At 71.1% G+C, this 15,308-nt stretch carries 14 protein-coding genes and 1 tRNA gene; 9 read left to right on the top strand and 6 right to left on the bottom strand.

The annotated features are described in order from the left end of the window. Positions 1-153: 153 nt before the first annotated feature. From IG62_RS0123165 to IG62_RS0123155, 3 genes are all read right to left on the bottom strand, one after another. Positions 154-1,284: an LLM class flavin-dependent oxidoreductase gene (locus tag IG62_RS0123165; protein WP_030806431.1), complete on the bottom strand. Its 1,131-nt coding sequence runs from the start codon at positions 1,282-1,284 to the stop codon at positions 154-156. 62 nt (positions 1,285-1,346) lie between these two features. Then, positions 1,347-2,069: an aspartate/glutamate racemase family protein gene (locus tag IG62_RS0123160; RefSeq protein WP_030806427.1), complete on the bottom strand. Its 723-nt coding sequence runs from the start codon at positions 2,067-2,069 to the stop codon at positions 1,347-1,349. A gap of 146 nt (positions 2,070-2,215) precedes the next feature. Continuing rightward, the gene (locus IG62_RS0123155) at positions 2,216-3,160 is read right to left on the bottom strand and encodes a decarboxylase (protein ID WP_030806424.1); all 945 of its coding nucleotides are present in this window, start codon (positions 3,158-3,160) and stop codon (positions 2,216-2,218) included. Positions 3,161-3,368: 208 nt separating this feature from the next. On the opposite strand from IG62_RS0123155, the gene IG62_RS0123150 reads away from it, so the two are divergent. Then, positions 3,369-4,334 carry a D-2-hydroxyacid dehydrogenase gene (locus IG62_RS0123150; protein ID WP_030806421.1) on the top strand — a complete coding sequence of 322 codons (966 nt, stop codon included), beginning with the start codon at positions 3,369-3,371 and terminating at the stop codon, positions 4,332-4,334. An 82-nt stretch (positions 4,335-4,416) separates the two neighbouring features. Next, positions 4,417-5,832: an amidase gene (locus IG62_RS0123145; protein ID WP_030806417.1), complete on the top strand. Its 1,416-nt coding sequence runs from the start codon at positions 4,417-4,419 to the stop codon at positions 5,830-5,832. 23 nt (positions 5,833-5,855) lie between these two features. Here IG62_RS0123145 and IG62_RS0123140 read toward each other — a convergent pair whose 3' ends face one another. Then, on the bottom strand, positions 5,856-6,356 hold the full coding sequence (locus tag IG62_RS0123140; protein WP_030806414.1) for a DUF3830 family protein: 501 nt from the start codon (positions 6,354-6,356) through the stop codon (positions 5,856-5,858). A 173-nt stretch (positions 6,357-6,529) separates the two neighbouring features. Here IG62_RS0123140 and ehuB point away from each other — a divergent pair, with 173 nt between their 5' ends. The 7 genes from ehuB to IG62_RS0123105 all read left to right on the top strand — a co-directional run bounded on the left by ehuB (position 6,530) and on the right by IG62_RS0123105 (position 11,561). Next, entirely contained in the window at positions 6,530-7,435 is a 906-nt protein-coding gene (gene ehuB / locus IG62_RS0123135) for an ectoine/hydroxyectoine ABC transporter substrate-binding protein EhuB (RefSeq protein ID WP_107053043.1), read from the top strand. Beyond that, positions 7,432-8,163: an ectoine/hydroxyectoine ABC transporter permease subunit EhuC gene (gene ehuC / locus IG62_RS0123130; protein ID WP_030806409.1), complete on the top strand. Its 732-nt coding sequence runs from the start codon at positions 7,432-7,434 to the stop codon at positions 8,161-8,163. The genes ehuB and ehuC overlap by 4 nt, the downstream gene beginning before the upstream one ends. 32 nt (positions 8,164-8,195) lie before the next feature. Beyond that, complete coding sequence (gene ehuD, locus IG62_RS0123125; protein WP_030806406.1) at positions 8,196-8,813, top strand: ectoine/hydroxyectoine ABC transporter permease subunit EhuD; 618 nt, start codon at positions 8,196-8,198, stop codon at positions 8,811-8,813. Continuing rightward, positions 8,803-9,645, top strand: coding sequence for an ectoine/hydroxyectoine ABC transporter ATP-binding protein EhuA (ehuA, locus tag IG62_RS0123120; RefSeq protein ID WP_030806403.1), 843 nt, complete (start codon positions 8,803-8,805; stop codon positions 9,643-9,645). The genes ehuD and ehuA overlap by 11 nt, the downstream gene beginning before the upstream one ends. A 269-nt stretch (positions 9,646-9,914) precedes the next feature. After that, complete coding sequence (locus IG62_RS49615) at positions 9,915-10,040, top strand: hypothetical protein (RefSeq protein ID WP_267887908.1); 126 nt, start codon at positions 9,915-9,917, stop codon at positions 10,038-10,040. 450 nt (positions 10,041-10,490) lie between these two features. Continuing rightward, positions 10,491-11,249 carry an IclR family transcriptional regulator gene (locus IG62_RS0123110; protein ID WP_030806401.1) on the top strand — a complete coding sequence of 253 codons (759 nt, stop codon included), beginning with the start codon at positions 10,491-10,493 and terminating at the stop codon, positions 11,247-11,249. A gap of 238 nt (positions 11,250-11,487) precedes the next feature. After that, positions 11,488-11,561 (top strand) — tRNA-Lys (locus IG62_RS0123105). Between the two features lie 268 nt (positions 11,562-11,829). Here the strand turns inward: IG62_RS0123105 and IG62_RS0123100 are convergent. Continuing rightward, positions 11,830-13,674, bottom strand: a complete 1,845-nt coding sequence (locus IG62_RS0123100; RefSeq protein WP_078872175.1) for an AMP-binding protein — start codon at positions 13,672-13,674, stop codon at positions 11,830-11,832. 338 nt (positions 13,675-14,012) lie between these two features. Then, positions 14,013-14,606 (bottom strand): lytic polysaccharide monooxygenase auxiliary activity family 9 protein, encoded by a 594-nt coding sequence (locus tag IG62_RS0123095; protein WP_030806397.1) that lies wholly within the window; start codon positions 14,604-14,606, stop codon positions 14,013-14,015. Positions 14,607-15,308: the final 702 nt, after the last annotated feature.

Genomic DNA, 15,308 nt, shown 5'->3' with positions numbered 1-15,308 from the left:
CGCCGTGGTGGTTGCTGTCTTTTCCGCCTTCGGCGGGGTGGGGTTCAGAGCCGGGGGCGCCCGGTCCAAAACCCCCACGCCCGCCGAAGGCGGAAGAAACAGCAACCCCCACGGCGGGAAAGCCGACAACGTGGGAGGCGGGCCCAAGCGGCCTCAGCCCGCGAAGCCGTACGCGTCGGCGATCAGCTCGTACGAGCGGACCCGCGCCGTGCCCCCGTGCGCGTTGGACGTGATCATCAACTCGTCCGCGCCCGTGCGCTTGGCGAGGTCGTCGAGGCCCTGGCGAACCGCGTCGGGGGTGCCGTGGACGACGTTGGACAGCCAGCTGTCGACGAAGCCGCGCTCCAGCTCGTTGAAGGAGTACGCCTCGGCCTCCTCGGGGCTGGGGACGAGGCCGGGGCGGCCGGTGCGCAGCCGGACCATCGCCAGCGCGCCGGTCATGACCTGGCGGCGGGCCTCCCGCTCGTCCTCGGCGGCCAGCGCGGAGACGCCGATCAGCGCGTACGGCTCGGCGAGGACCTCGGAGGGGCGGAACGAGGCGCGGTAGAGGTCGAGCGCGGGAAGGGTGTTGGCCGCGGAGAAGTGGTGCGCGAAGGCGAACGGCAGGCCGAGCGAGCCGGCGAGCCGGGCGCTGAAGCCGGACGAGCCCAGCAGCCAGAGCGGCGGCCGGTGCGGGGACTGGACGCCGCCGGGCGAGGTGGCCTGCACCGGCCCCGGCACCGCGTGGATCCTCGCGTACGGATGGCCGTCGGGGAAGGTGTCGTCCAAAAAGCGGGTCAACTCGGCCAGCTGCTGCGGGAAATCATCAGCAGCCTCGTTCAGCCGCTCGGTGCGCCGCAGGGCCGCGGCGGTGGCGCCGTCCGTGCCCGGCGCGCGGCCCAGGCCCAGGTCGATCCGGCCGGGGGCCATCGCCTCCAGGGTGCCGAACTGCTCGGCGATGACCAGCGGGGCGTGGTTGGGCAGCATGACGCCGCCGGAGCCGAGCCGGATGCGTTCGGTGTGGGCGGCGACGTGGGCGAGCAGCACCGCGGGTGAGGAGGAGGCCACACCGGGCATGGAGTGGTGCTCGGCGACCCAGTAGCGGTGGAAGCCGCGGCGCTCGGCCGTACGGGCGAGGTCGACGGCGGTGCGGACGGCGCCGGCGGCGGTGTGCCCGGCGCCGACCGTCACCAGGTCGAGGACGGACAGCGGCACGGGGGCGCTGCCGCGGGCCGTGCCGCGTATTCCGTCGCCGTCGTCGTGCTGCGTCGGGCCGCCGGTCCGGTTGTCGTCTTCGCCGCTCACGGTGCGGGTCCTCTCCTCGTGTCGCCGGGTCTGCCGCAGCGACAACCGGAGAGCAACTCCAGTTATTCCGCCGGTCGGGCGAACAGTGTCCCCAGGGCCGGGCGGCACAGTTGCCGGTCCAGCAGGCGCAGGCCCTCCCAGGCCGTCACCTGATTGGCGGTGAGCACCGGTTTGCGCAGCTCCGCTTCGAGGGCGGGCAGATGGGCGGCGGTGTGCAGGGCGGTGTCGGGGAGCAGTACGGCCTCGGCGTCGGGGTGGTCGCCGGCGCGGGCGAGCGCGAGGACCTCCTCGCGGCCCCAGGTGCCGACCTCGGCGGCGGTGATGATGCCGCTGCCGCGGGTCGAGACCACCTCCGCACCGGCGGACTTCAAGAACGCCCGGAAGTACTCGGCGACGTCGTCCGGGTACGTCGCGGCGATCGCCACCCGGCGGGCGCCGAGCGCCGTCAGGGCGTGCGCGAAGGCGAAGGACGTACTGGAGGCGGGCAGGCCGGCGGTGGCGGACAGTGCGCGGACCTGGTCGTGGGCGCCCTCCCAGCCGTAGATGAAGCTGGCGCTGGTGCAGGCCCAGACGACGGCCTGGGCGCCGCGCTCCTTCAGCTCGTCGACGCCGGCCGCCAGCCGGGTCGCGCAGCCCATCTCCAGCAGCGCGTCGGCCCGGTGGGCGTCCTCGCCGATGTCGGTGTGCACGAGCGGCAGGCGGACCGCGCCGCCCAGGAGCTCTTCGAGCCGGGGGTAGTCGTCCTCCGCGGAGTGGCCGGGGTAGAGGAAGCCGACCGATGCCATGCGGGTCTCCCTTGGGTGTGCGGCTGCGGGTGCCGGGTGGTGCGCGTGGTCGGGGCGGGCGGTGAGCCGGGGCAGGAGCGCGGCCGGCGCCACGGGGGTCGCCGGCGGCATCCTCGGTACGGTTTTGGGCCGGGTTCGGACCGACCTCAAACCGGGGGCAGCAGGCCCGGGTCGTCCGGCGGCAGATGGGGCGGCTCGACGCCGTCCGGTTCGCCGTCGGGGGGAGCGGGCGGTCCGGCGAACGCGGCCTCCGGGGTCGCCCGCGGCCCACCGTCCGGCGACAGCGCCCCGCCGCCCGGCGACAGCAACCCGCCGCCCGGCGGCTCCCAGCCGGTCATCGCGGCCGGTCCGCGCCGCGCCACCGGATCGAGCAGCGCCTGGTACGGTCCCACCGCCCGCACCCCGATGGCGCGCAGCGCCGCCCACATCGTCACCTGGTTGGCGGACAGCACCGGCATCCGCAACTCCGCCTCCAGCTGCGGGATGACGTCGTACGTCGGCAGGTTCGTGCAGCTGATGAAGAGGGCGTCGGCGGAACCGACGACGGCCGCCCGGGCCATGTCGACGACGTCGCGGTAGGGCACCTTCCAGATGTGCCGGGTCAGGCCGAGGTAGGCGCGGCCGGTGACCGTGATGCCGCCCTCGCCGAGGTAGTCCTCCAGGGAGTCGGTGACCGATTTCGTGTACGGGGTGACCACGGCGATCCGCCGTGCGCCGATCTCCCGCAGCGCCTCCAGCAGTGCGCCGGAGGTGGTGAGCGAGGGCACGTCCCCCGCCTGTGCCATGGCGGCGCACATCGCCCGCTCGCCCGCCAGTCCGCCGACGAAGCTGCCGGAGGTGCAGGCGTAGCAGATGACCTGCGGGGACACCGCGCACAGCGCCTGGACGGCAGCGTCCAGCGTCTCGTGCTCGCTGACCAGCCGGGCCAGATCGAGGCTCACCTCGACGGGCACGAAGGGGGTTCGGGTGAGGTGGAGGGACACGTCGTCGGGCACCCAGCGCCACAGCTCGCGGTCGAGCGCGAAGTCAAAAGGGGCGACAACGCCCACACCGAGCTGAGGCTGGGGGCCACCCAGAAAAGAGACGTCCATTGAAGGCCCCTAGAAGAAACGAAGGGCTGGAATGACCAGGGCCGGTGGCCGTGGTGGAAGTGCAGCCGGAGCAAGCCGGGACGTCGGGACAGAGCCGTTGTTGACACGGTAGATACGACTTCTTAGCGTGGTCAATCCTCGCATCTCAGGCATCTGTCGGCGCCCTGTTCCAGTGAAGCGGGCACACCTTTCGAAACGGTTTCTGGCCATGTCCCAAAGCACCGTCCTCGTCCTCGGATCCGACCCGCCGCCCGCGCTCGACCGGCTGACCGGCCGGGCCCGGGTGATCTTCACCGACGAGGCCGGGCTGGCCGGCCGACTCCCCACCGCCGACGTGCTGTTGGCCTGGGACTTCACCTCCGAAGCGATCCGCGAGGCATGGCCGGAGCGGGGCCCGAAACCGCGCTGGGTGCACACCGCGAGCGCCGGCGTGGACCAGCTGCTGTGCCCGGCGCTGGTCGCCGACGACACGGTGGTGACCAACGCCCGGGGCGTCTTCGAGCAGCCGATCGCCGAGTACGTCGCCGGCCTGGTGATCGCCATGGCCAAGGACTTCTACGGAAGTTGGGAGCTCCAGCGGCAGCGGCGCTGGCAGCACCGCGAGACGCTGCGGCTGGCCGGCACCCGGGCCGTGGTCGTCGGCTCCGGGCCGATCGGCCGGGCCATCGGCAGCACCCTGCTGGCACTGGGTGTCAAGGTCGAGCTGGTCGGCCGCCGGGAGCGTCCGGACGATCCGCACTTCGGGCTGGTGCACGCCGCTGACGCGCTCAACGGGCTACTGCCGCACGCGGATTGGGTGATCTGTGCGGCGCCGCTGACCGACGCCACCCGGGGCCTGTTCGGCAAGGAGGCGTTCGGCCTGATGCCGCCGCGGGCCCGGTTCGTCAACGTCGGGCGCGGGCCCCTGGTCGTCGAGCCGGACCTGATCGCGGCGCTGCGCGAGTGGCGGATCGCGGCGGCCGCGCTGGACGTCTTCGAGAGCGAGCCGCTGCCCGCGGACAGCCCGCTGTGGGACGTGCCGCACCTGATCGTCTCGCCCCACATGAGCGGCGACACACTGGGCTGGCGGGACGCGCTGGCCGAGCAGTTCCAGGACAACTTCGACCGCTGGGCGGCCGGCGAGCCGCTCGCCAACGTGGTCGACAAACGGCTCGGGTACGTGCCGGTGCAGTGACGGCGCGGGCCGCCCGCCGCCGGCGCGGCCGCCCCGCCCCCGCCCGCCGTCCCGCCCGGGGCGGCCGACGCTCGGAGGACGGATGACCACCGAACCGACCCACCTCGCCGACCTCACCGCCACCCGTCTGACGGCCGGCTACGCCGCCGGCGAGTTCACCCCCGTCGAGGCCGCCCGGGCCGCCCTGGAACGCGCCGAGGCCGCCCACGCCGCCACGAACTGCTTCACCCGGATCGACGCGGAACCGGCGCTGACGGCGGCCACGGAGTCGGCGGAGCGCTGGCGCCGCGGGGCGCCGGCCGGGCCGCTGGACGGGGTGCCGGTCACCGTCAAGGACCTGATCCTGACCCGGGGCACCCCGACGCTGCGCGGTTCGCGGACGGTGCGGGCCGAGGGGCCGTGGGAGGAGGACGCGCCGTCGGTGGCCCGGCTGCGGGAGTCCGGTGCGGTGTTCCTCGGCAAGACCACCACCCCGGAGTTCGGCTGGAAGGGCGTCACCGACTCGCCGCGGCACGGGGTGACCGGCAATCCGTACGATCCGCGGCGCACCTCGGGCGGGTCCAGCGGCGGCAGCGCGGCGGCGGTGGCGCTGGGCGCCGGGCCGCTGAGCCTGGGCACCGACGGCGGCGGATCGGTGCGCATCCCGGCGTCGTTCTGCGGGATCTTCGCGCTGAAGGCGACCTACGGGCGGGTGCCGCTGTATCCGGCGAGCCCGTTCGGGACGCTGGCGCACGTCGGGCCGATGACCCGCGACGCGGCCGACGCGGCGCTGATGCTGGACGTGATCAGCGGCGCGGACTGGCGGGACTGGTCCCAGCTCGGGCCCGCCACGGGCTCGTTCCGGGCGGCGCTGGACGGCCCGGTCGCCGGACTGCGGGTGGCCTACAGCCCGACAATGGGCTGGGACGTGCCGGTGGCCCCCGAAGTGGCGGCCGCGGTCCGGTCGGCCGTCGAGGTGCTCGCCGGGCTCGGCGCGCACGTCGAGGAGACCGCCCCGGGCATCGCGGACCCGGTGGAGGCCTTCCACGTCCTGTGGTTCAGCGGAGCGGCCCGGGTCGTCGAGCACGTCGACGAGGCGGACCGGGCGCTGCTCGACCCGGGGCTCGCCGAGATCGTCGCGCAGGGCGCCCGCTACCGCGCGCTGGACTATCTGGCGGCGGTCGACACCCGGATGGCGCTGGGCCAGGCGATGGGCCGCTTCCACGACACCTACGACCTGCTGGTGACCCCGACCGAACCGATCACCGCCTTCGAGGCGGGCGTCGAGGTGCCCGCCGGGTCCGGCCACACCCGCTGGACCGGCTGGACGCCGTTCACCTACCCGTTCAACATGACCCAGCAGCCCGCGGCGACCGTGCCGTGCGGGGTGGACGGGGACGGGCTGCCGATCGGCGTGCAGCTGGTCGGCGCACGGCATGCGGACGCGCTCGTGCTGCGCGCCGCGCACGCCCTCTACGAGGCGGGGGCCGCGGCGATCCCCGCACCCCCGGCCCCGTAGGAGCACCGGCCGGAGACGGTCCCTCAGGCGCGCCGGAAGGAGAGGGTCTCCCCCAGGGCGCCGGCCCGCCACAGGTCCTGGCAGGCGTCCGCCATCCGGTCCAGGCCGTCGACGACGCTGCCCCACACGATGCCCGGCACCCAGCCCGCGTCACCGTTGATCAGCAGGTTGTTGCGCTCGTAGAACAGCGCCAGGTCGACGACGGTGGCGCGGCCGCGGTGCTTGGCCCCGCGCTCGTACCCGTAGGAGGCGGTGGCCAACTGGGTGTCGCTGAAGGTGAAGTAGCACAGGTCGCCGGGGATCGGGGTGATCGTCGGATTCTCCAGCGGCGGCTCCTCCGGCGCGAACGGCTCGACGAGGGCGTAGATCTCATTGCGGGCGTACTTGGCGTGGTAGACGTCGCCGCCGAGCGGGAGGGCGTCCCACACGGCGTCACAGGTGATCGGAGCGCGGTCGTCGAGCATCTTGGCCGTGCAGCTGACGCCGCGCTTGTCCAACGAGACTTCGATGAAGCGATCGGTCATGCTCAGATCGTAGGGGGGCAATACCGGCGTACGGAACACTTGGGACCAGTAGGGAACATGAACGGAACACGCCCCGGACGGGCTTGCATCAAGGGCCGGAAACGATCGGCATATCTGCCGGGTGTTCGGGTAGCCGCGCGCCCATGGCTCCACCACCATGGAACACCTCAAAAATGACCGGCACATTGCCACGCGGCATCGGCCGCCGATCGCTGCTCGCGGGGGTGGCGGCGCTCGGCGCGGGTGCCCTCGGAGCGACCACGGGCTGCTCCCGGGTCGACATCAGCGGCGCGACCGACGGCGGACACCTCCTCGACGACCTGCGCAGCAAGGGCACCGTCCGGATGGGTATCGCCAGTGAGCCGCCCTACGCCTCCATCAACAGCGAGGGCCAGCTGACCGGTGAGGCCCCCGCCGTCGCCAAGACCATCTTCCAGCGCCTCGGCGTCCGGCATTTCGAGCCGGTGCCCGTCGAATTCGGCGCCCTGGTGCCCGGACTGCACTCCTTCCAGTACGACGTGATCGTCGCGGGCATGTTCATCAACAAGGCCCGCTGCGCGGCCGTGCTGTTCTCCGACCCGGATTACGAGTCGAAGGACGCCTTCCTCGTCGCCAAGGGAAATCCGCACAAGATCAAGGACTATCCGGACGTCGCCAGGCACGGGCTCCGCATGGGCACCGGAATCGGCTACGCGGAGATCGACTACGCGGTCGGCAACGGCGTACGGAAAGGCGACATCCAGACCTACGGCGACCAGATCGCCGGCATGGAAGCGCTGGAGGCCGGCCGCATCGACTGCTTCGCCGGCACCGCCCTGACCATGATCGAAGCGCTCAAGACCGGCCAGCACCCCAAGGTCGAGATGACCCCGCCCTTCACCCCGAAGGTCGACGGCAAACTCCAGCGCGACGGCGGCGGCTACGGCTTCCGCATCGGCGAGACGAAACTCCGCGACGCCTTCAACCGCGAACTTCACAAGATGAAGAAGAGCGGCGAACTCCTGCGCATCGCCAAACCCTACGGATTCACCGAGGAGTTCATGACCGACCTCACGGCGAAGGAGCTCTGCAAAAAGTGACCTCTGCGCTGTGGGAACTCTTCCTGAAAGGGCTGTGGATCACCGTCCAGCTGATGGTCTACAGCGCCGCCCTCGCCGCCGCCGTCGCCTTCGGCATCGGCCTCGCCCGCACCTCCCGCTTCTGGATCGTGCGCTTCCTGTCCGGCGTCTACGTCGAATTCTTCCGCGGCACCTCGGCGCTGGTGCTGATGTTCTGGCTGTTCTTCGCGCTGCCCCTGCTCGGCTGGCAGCTCGTCGGCATCTGGGCGGGCACCCTGGCGCTCGGCCTGTCGTACGGCGCGTACGGCTCCGAGATCGTCCGCGGCGCCGTCCAGGCCGTGGCACCCGCCCAGCGCGAGGCGGCCATCGCGCTGAGCTTCTCGCCCTGGCAGCGGCTGCGGAAGGTGATATTGCCGCAGGCCGTGCCCGAGATGATGCCGCCGTTCAACAACCTGCTGATCGAGCTGCTCAAGGGCACCGCGCTGGCCTCGCTGCTGTCCATCGGTGAGCTGACGTTCCAGGCCAAGCTGGCCCGGCTGTCGACCGGCCAGAGCGCCCAGGTCTACGGCATCATCCTCGTCCTGTACTTCGTGGTCGCGTTCGTGGTGACCCGGATCATGCGGCTGCTGGAACGCCGCGCCAAGGCCTCGGTCGGCCGGGCGGTGCCCCGCGGCGAGGGCTGGTTCTCCCGCAAACTGCCCGTCGAACAGCAGGGTCCCGAGGCGCTGGCCACCGGAGGAAAGCCGTGAACAACTGGTCATGGAGCTACGTCGGCGACATCATGCCCGACCTCCTGGCGGGCCTGTGGATCACCGTCCAGGCGACGATCTACGGCTCGCTCGTCTCGTTCGCCCTCGGGCTGGTGTGGGCGCTGCTGCTGCGCTCCCCGAGCCGCTGGGTGACCTGGCCGGTCAGCATCGTCGTCGAGTTCATCCGCAACACCCCGCTGCTGGTGCAGCTGTTCTTCCTGTTCTTCGTGCTGCCGAGCTGGGGCCTGACGTTCGCGCCGCTCACCACCGGCGTGATCGGCCTGGGCCTGCACTACTCGACGTACACCTCCGAGGTCTACCGCGCCGGCATCGACGGCGTCCCGCCCGGCCAGTGGGAGGCGGCCACGGCCCTGAACCTGCCGCGCCGGCGCACCTGGATCGCGGTGATCCTGCCGCAGGCCTTCCGCCGGGTCGTCCCCGCGCTCGGCAACTACGTCATCGCGATGTTCAAGGACACGCCGATGCTGGCCGGCATCACCGTCGCCGACATGCTCTTCCAGGCGAACAGCATCAGCGCCACCACCTTCGACTACCTGGAGCCGATCACCGTCGTCGGCATCCTCTTCGTGGTCATCTCCTACCCCACCTCCCTCCTCCTGCGAGCCCTGGAGCGTCGTCTTGTCCGCTGACCACACACCGCCGAACGACCAGGCCGGCCCCGCGGACGGGGGCCCTTCCCGCACGGAGACCGGGACGGAGGCCGAACTGATCCGCTTCGACAGCGTCACCAAGCGGTTCGGCACCCACACCGTGCTCGACTCGCTGGACATGACCGTCTACTCCGGCAAGCACGTCACCCTCATCGGCCCGTCCGGATCCGGCAAGACCACGATCCTGCGGCTGCTGATGACGCTGCTGAAGCCGGACGAGGGCACCATCAAGGTCGGCCCGCACTTCCTGACCCACGAGGAGAAGGCCGGCAAGCTCGTCCCCGCCGGGGAGAAGCACATCCGCGAGGTACGCAAGAACATCGGGATGGTCTTCCAGCAGTTCAACCTCTTCCCCAACATGAAGGTGCTGCGGAACATCACCGAGGCACCGGTGCACGTCCTCGGCCTCGACAAGGACGCCGCCGAGGAGCGCGCCCGCGAACTGCTCGACCTCGTCGGCCTGACCGAGCACCTCGACAAGTACCCCACCCAGCTCTCCGGCGGCCAGCAGCAGCGGGTCGCGATCGCCCGCGCCCTGGCGATGCGCCCCCAGGTGCTGCTGCTGGACGAGGTCACCTCGGCCCTCGACCCGGAACTGGTGGCCGGCGTCCTGGACGTGCTGCGCGACATCGCCCACACCACGGACATCACCATGCTGTGCGTCACCCACGAGATGAACTTCGCCCGGGACATCTCCGACTGCGTGATGATGTTCGACTCCGGCCGGGTCATCGAATTCGGCCCGCCGGAGCAGATCTTCAGCGAGCCGGAACACGAACGCACCCGGGAATTCCTGAGCGCCGTGCTGTGACCGCGCCGCGCACGCACCGGGAGGTTTTGTGAAAACCCGATGACCGGTGCCGATTTCAGGTGGTGTGCCCCGATTCTCCGGGGCACACCACCTTTCCCATTTCCGCCCACCGACACCCTTGCCCGCCGAATCCCGCAATATCGCCCGGGCCGGCCCGGCGCGCTCGGCCCAACAGTTCCTCAAGTCCCCGGTCTATGGCCGAAAACACGTCTCACGTCTACCGTTCCAGCACTGCCTGCGGACGCATCCGACGCCACCCCATGACCAGGGTGGACGAACGGAGTCGGTCCGTCCCAGGTGTCTGTCCGCAGGAATTCTTCCTGTGGTACGTCAGCACATGGAAGGGCAACAAGATCAAGTGGACCAGCGACGAGAAGATGCTCAGGACCTCCTGAGCACCTCGCCGGCCCCGCCGGTCCGACGGGCCGGCGGGGCCGGCTGACGCCCCGGCGGACACCTCCGTTCGCACCGTTGACGGCCCCGCCGGCCCGCTCCGTCCCGCCCTTGGCCTGCAACGGACCGTCTACCGGCCATGAGTTGGCCGAATCCCATCGCTCTCCCCGCGCTCCCGGGGCGCTCCCCCGCCGGTCCCGGGGGTGGCCGGGTGCCACCGGCGTGCTCCTGCCCCAGGGCCTCGGCTTCGTGACCTTGGCATATGCCAGAGTCTCAAGCCGCAGTACAGAAAACCGAAGCCCGACTCTTTTCGGTCAAGACCCCCTCCATCGAGGGCGGTTGACCGCTATCGTGATAGCAGCCCCGTTGTCCGGGATCGGCCGTCCACGACGTCATCCGGCCTGCCGACGGCGGTGACGACGCAAGCGGTACCAACCTGCTAGGGGGACACCGTGGCGCTGAAGCCCGAGCCGACCGCGCCGTTCCATTCGGTGCAGTACGCCCTTCGCGTGCTCGAAACGATCTCCAGGCACGCCGACGGCGTGACCGATGTGCAGATCGCCCGGGAAACCGGCCTGTCCCCGGGCCAGCTGGCCCACCTTCTGTCGATGCTGCGGCGCGAGGGCTATGTCGAGCAGGTCGCCGACGGCGCGTACGTCGTCGGCGAATCGCTCCTGCTGCTGGGGTCCGGCGGCAACCGCGAGCAGGCACTGCGCGACAAGCTGCAGCTCACCCTCGACCAGCTGCGGGACTCGGTCGGTGCGGCGGTCTACATCAGCCGGTACATCGACGGCGAGGTCAAGATCCTGCACTACGCCGACGGGCCGCTGGCGCCGAAGGTCAACGAGTGGGCCGAGTTCCGCCGTACGGCACACGCCAGCGCGGTCGGCAAATGCCTGCTCGCGCAGCTCGACCACGACGGCCGCAAGGACCACCTCTCACGCCACAAGACCGCCCGGCTCACCTCCCGGACGATCACCAACGAGAAGGTGCTCTTCCACAAGCTCGACAGCCAGCCGCCCACGGTCCCCGTCCTGGACCTCCAGGAGTACGCCGTCGGCACGGTCTGCGCCGCCGTACCGATCACGGCCGGTTCGACGGTGGGCTGCCTCGCCCTGTCGATGCCCCTGGAACACGCCCACCGCCTCCGCCAGGCCGCCGACACCCTCAACCGCAAGGCCGCGCCGGTCCTGCTGTCGTTGGCGATCTGATCGGGGTGGGGGGAGGGGTAGGGGTAGGGGGAGGAAGGGTCGGAGCGTTTAGCGTTTGACGTTGGGCGTTGCGTGAGACGTTTGGCGCGGGGCGTTAGGCGCGTCAGGCGTCAGGCGTTACGGATGGGCGGCTTGCTGCCGGAAGGGCGGCGGGGCTCGGGGGGCCCAGCGGGCCGGTGCTCTCGGCAGGTGGTCATGAGCACCCCTCTCGACCAGGTAGTATTTCTTTCGTCAGCGCGCGCCGCTAGCTCAGTTGGTTAGAGCAGCTGACTCTTAATCAGCGGGTCCGGGGTTCGAGTCCCTGGCGGCGCACGTAGGAAGTGGGCGCCCTCGGTTTCCGAGGGCGCCCACTTCGTTATGCCTACGCGTGGCGGGTGACGGGCCACGGACGGCGGACGGCACGTCGACCCGGGGGCCGGAAGCAAGACGGCGAGACGGTAAGCGCGCGACCGAGGGCGACCGACGACCATGTGAGCCGAGTCACGCGTACGGGTGACGGCCGATGGGCCCGGCACACAGCCCCCCGTCACCGCCCCGTGCGGCCGAAAAGGGCGTCCCGTCCGGCCACCATCCCGCCCGGTCACCGCTCCAGCAACGCCAGCCGGTCGTGCTCGCGGTAGACGTCCAGTAGCGCGTCCCGGTCCTCCGCCGTGAACCTCCGGTATTTCAGGTGGCCCAGGTCCCCCACCAGCCCCGCCGTGCCCTCCTCTCTTGCGCTCCGCGCCATCGGCCTCCACCACACCGGGTCCGGGCAGCGGAAGCCGGCGCGGCGCAGCGCGACCCGGTGCACCTTGTTGGTGGCGGTGACCGGCAGCGCCGCCACCGTCCGTACGAACCGGGGCGCCATCTTCGTCCCGAGGTCGGGTTGCGCGGCGAGGAAGGCCGCGAAGTCCTCCCCGTCGAATCCGGTCCCGTCGCGTAACGAGAGGGCCGCCATCACCTGGTCGCCGGCCACCGGGTCGGGCACGGCGTACACCGCGACACCGGTGGCCGGGGCGTAGCGGGCGAGGATGTTCTCGATCATCGCGGCGGCCAGGTTCTCGCTGTCGACCCGCAGCCGGTCATCGGTCCGCCCGGCGAAGTGGAAGAAGCCCTCGGTGTCCCGGAAGAAGAGGTCACCGGTCCAGTACCAGCCCGCCCCGACCCGCCCTCCCGTCGACCGGCCCCGTATGCGGTCCGCGGTCGCCTCGGGATTGCGCCAGTACCCCTCGAAGGAGCTGCGGCCCCGGTTGACCAGCTCGCCGATCGCCTCCTCCCCGTTGAGCAGCCGGCCGGCCGCGTCGAGCCGGGCGGGTGGGAGTTCCGCGCCGGTCTCCGGGTCGACGACGGCGAGATCGCCGCCGGGGGCGGGCCGGCCGATGGCGCCGGGCGGAGTGTCCGGGGTGCGCTGGATCGCCGCGCCGCCCTCGGACGAGCCGTACCCCTCTATCAGGCGCACGCCGAACCTCTCCGCGAACCGGGCGACGTCGACGGCACCCGCCTCGGTGCCGAACCCGGTACGCAGCGGGTGATCACGGTCGTCGGGGGCGGGCGGGGTGGCGAGCAGATACTGCACGGCGCGTCCCACGTAGGTGAAGTACGTGGCGCGGTAGCGGCGTACGTCGGGGAGGAACGCGGAGGCCGAGAAGCGGCGGCGCAGCGCGATGCCCGCGCCGCCGGCCAGCGCGGGGGCCCAGCCGGCGATCACGGCGTTGCCGTGGAACATCGGCATGCAGAGGTAGTGCACATCGTCCCGCCGCACCCCGAGGAAACCGACGAGCGAACGGCCGGCGGCGGCCAGCCGGCCCTGGGTGCAGAGGGCGGCCTTGGGTGCGCCGGTGGAACCGGACGTGAAGTAGAGCAGCATCCGCGTCCCGGGCTCCACGCCCCTCCGCCCCGCAACCGCGAGGGTTTCCATGGGTGAGGCGCCTCCGTACGGGCGCAGCAGCTCCTCATAGGCGGGGTCATCGACGACCAGAACCCGCTCGGAGAACGGAATGCCGAGATCCAGTCCGGCGAGCATCGGCACGTAGGCACGTTCGGTGATCAGCAAAGCGCAGTCGGTGTGCCGGATGTCGCGCCTGAGCTCCGGGCCGCGTCGCGTGGGGTTGATCCCGGCCACGGCGACTCCGGCGAGGGCCGCCGCGCTCAGCCACAGCGGATACTCGAGGACGTTGTCGAGCAGCACACCGATATGTGGTTCCGCCCCGCGCGGCAACAGCTCCCCCAGCAGCGCGGCCCGCGCCGCGGCACCCCCCGCCAGCTCGTGGTGCGTCAGCGTCCGCTCCCCGCACCGCGCCCCGACCCGATGATCCCCCCACTGCCCCTGCACCAACTCGGCAACGGTCCCCGCACCGCGACCGCCCTCCGCACGGCCCCTCCTGCCGCTCGCCCCCTCGCCCTCGACCGTGCCCTTGCCCTTGGCCTTGCCTTTGGCCGCCGTCATGCCGCCGAACTGTAACTGACGAGTCGTCAGCTTCCCACCCCTACCGCCCGGCGCGATCCACACAAGCGGTCTACTCCCCCCTTCCCCCGGGCCCGGTCCCGGCCCGGCCCGGCCTCAACCCGTGGTACCAACCCGCACCCCTCACAACCAACCCGTGGTACCAACCCACCCGCCCGCCACAACCAACCCGTGGCGTGACGCCACCAACCCCTTGCCTCCGTAACGTAATTAACGCCTCCCCGGGAGAAGCCGGGGAGGCGTCAAGGGCGCGAACGCCCAAAGCGAGAGCGGGGGGAGGAGGAGGTCAGAGATGGCAGCCGGTCGGGAGGAGAGGCAGCTCAGGACAGGTCGACGTCCGAGCAGGCGTAGAAGGCATTGCCGGTGTCGGCGATGTTCCAGACCCCCAGGATGATGTGGCGGCCCGACTTCTGCGTGGGGATCGTCCCCTGATGCTGGACGGTCTCCCCGGGTCGCGTACCGCCCATGGGGACCGTCATGAATGGCTCGGGTTCGAGATCCGCGCGGGTGAGGGGCTTGGTGGGATCGTAGCTGTCCTTGGTGATGAAGTACTCGAAGTCCGTGGTGGCGTGCCGCGCGGTGAGCCGCCAGGTAAAGGTGTAGCCCTGCCCCGGAGTGAGCTTGGTGCCGGGCCACTTGCCGCCACGGGGGTCGTCGAGCTGTGCGAAGTTGTCGTGACCCGCTGAGCAGATCTTGCCGTCCGCGGGGCCTGCGGCAGGGAAGCCCTTGGGCCCCTCGACACTCTGCGGCTCGTACTGAATCGCGCCGCAGTCCTTGACGGTGCCGTTGGCACAGAGCGCCTGCCGGCTCGGGGGTGCATCGCTGTAGCCGTGGCTGAACGCGCTGCCCGTCGAGAACAACGAGACACCGACGACCCCGAGCCCGATGACGGCAGCGCTGATCTTTTTACGCATGCTTCGCTCCTGAAGAACGTGGGGGGGAGTTCCATGAGCTGAGTGAAGTGCTGTGCGGTCTAGACCAAGCGGCAGACTAGTAAGGGGGGTTGGACATGTCCAGACCAATGCCATGACTGGATCCAGGCGGTTTCACCGGATCGAGCGCTGATGGATGGCGACCCGTCGTTGGGTCGGAGCGCTGATCGGATGGCGACCGGTCATCGGGGCACGGTCGCCATCGGATGGAGACCGCTCGCTGAGTCGAAATGGGTAACCGGATCGGGGCGGGTGACCGGATCGGGGCGGGTGGCGGGGTCGGGGCGGCGACTGCAGCGATGCGGGTGACGGGTCGATCCGGGCGTCGGAGACGGCGCGGGCGGCGGGCCGATGCGGGCGTTGGAGGCGGAGCGGGCGGCAGATCGGCGCGGGTGCCGGGCATGCGGGCGTCAGAGAAAGCGCAGGGTGCCGGGCCGATGCGGGCATTGGAATCAGCGTGGGCGACGGATCGACTCAGGCAGCGGATCGGCGCGGGTGCCGACGACGCGGCTGTCCGATCGGCGCCGCTGTCCAACCGACGCGGCGACTGGCTCAACGCGTCACCAGATCGACGGCGTGACCAGACCAATGTCCCGACCGAGGTCCAGACGAATGTCCAGATCGAGGGGGTGGGGAGCTGTCTCTTATACACATCTGACGCTGCCGACGAAGAGGATAGTGTAG

The organism is Streptomyces sp. NRRL S-337, from assembly GCF_000720175.1.
Taxonomy (GTDB): domain Bacteria; phylum Actinomycetota; class Actinomycetes; order Streptomycetales; family Streptomycetaceae; genus Streptomyces; species Streptomyces siderophoricus.
This window is presented reverse-complemented; position numbering and strand designations above follow the sequence as displayed.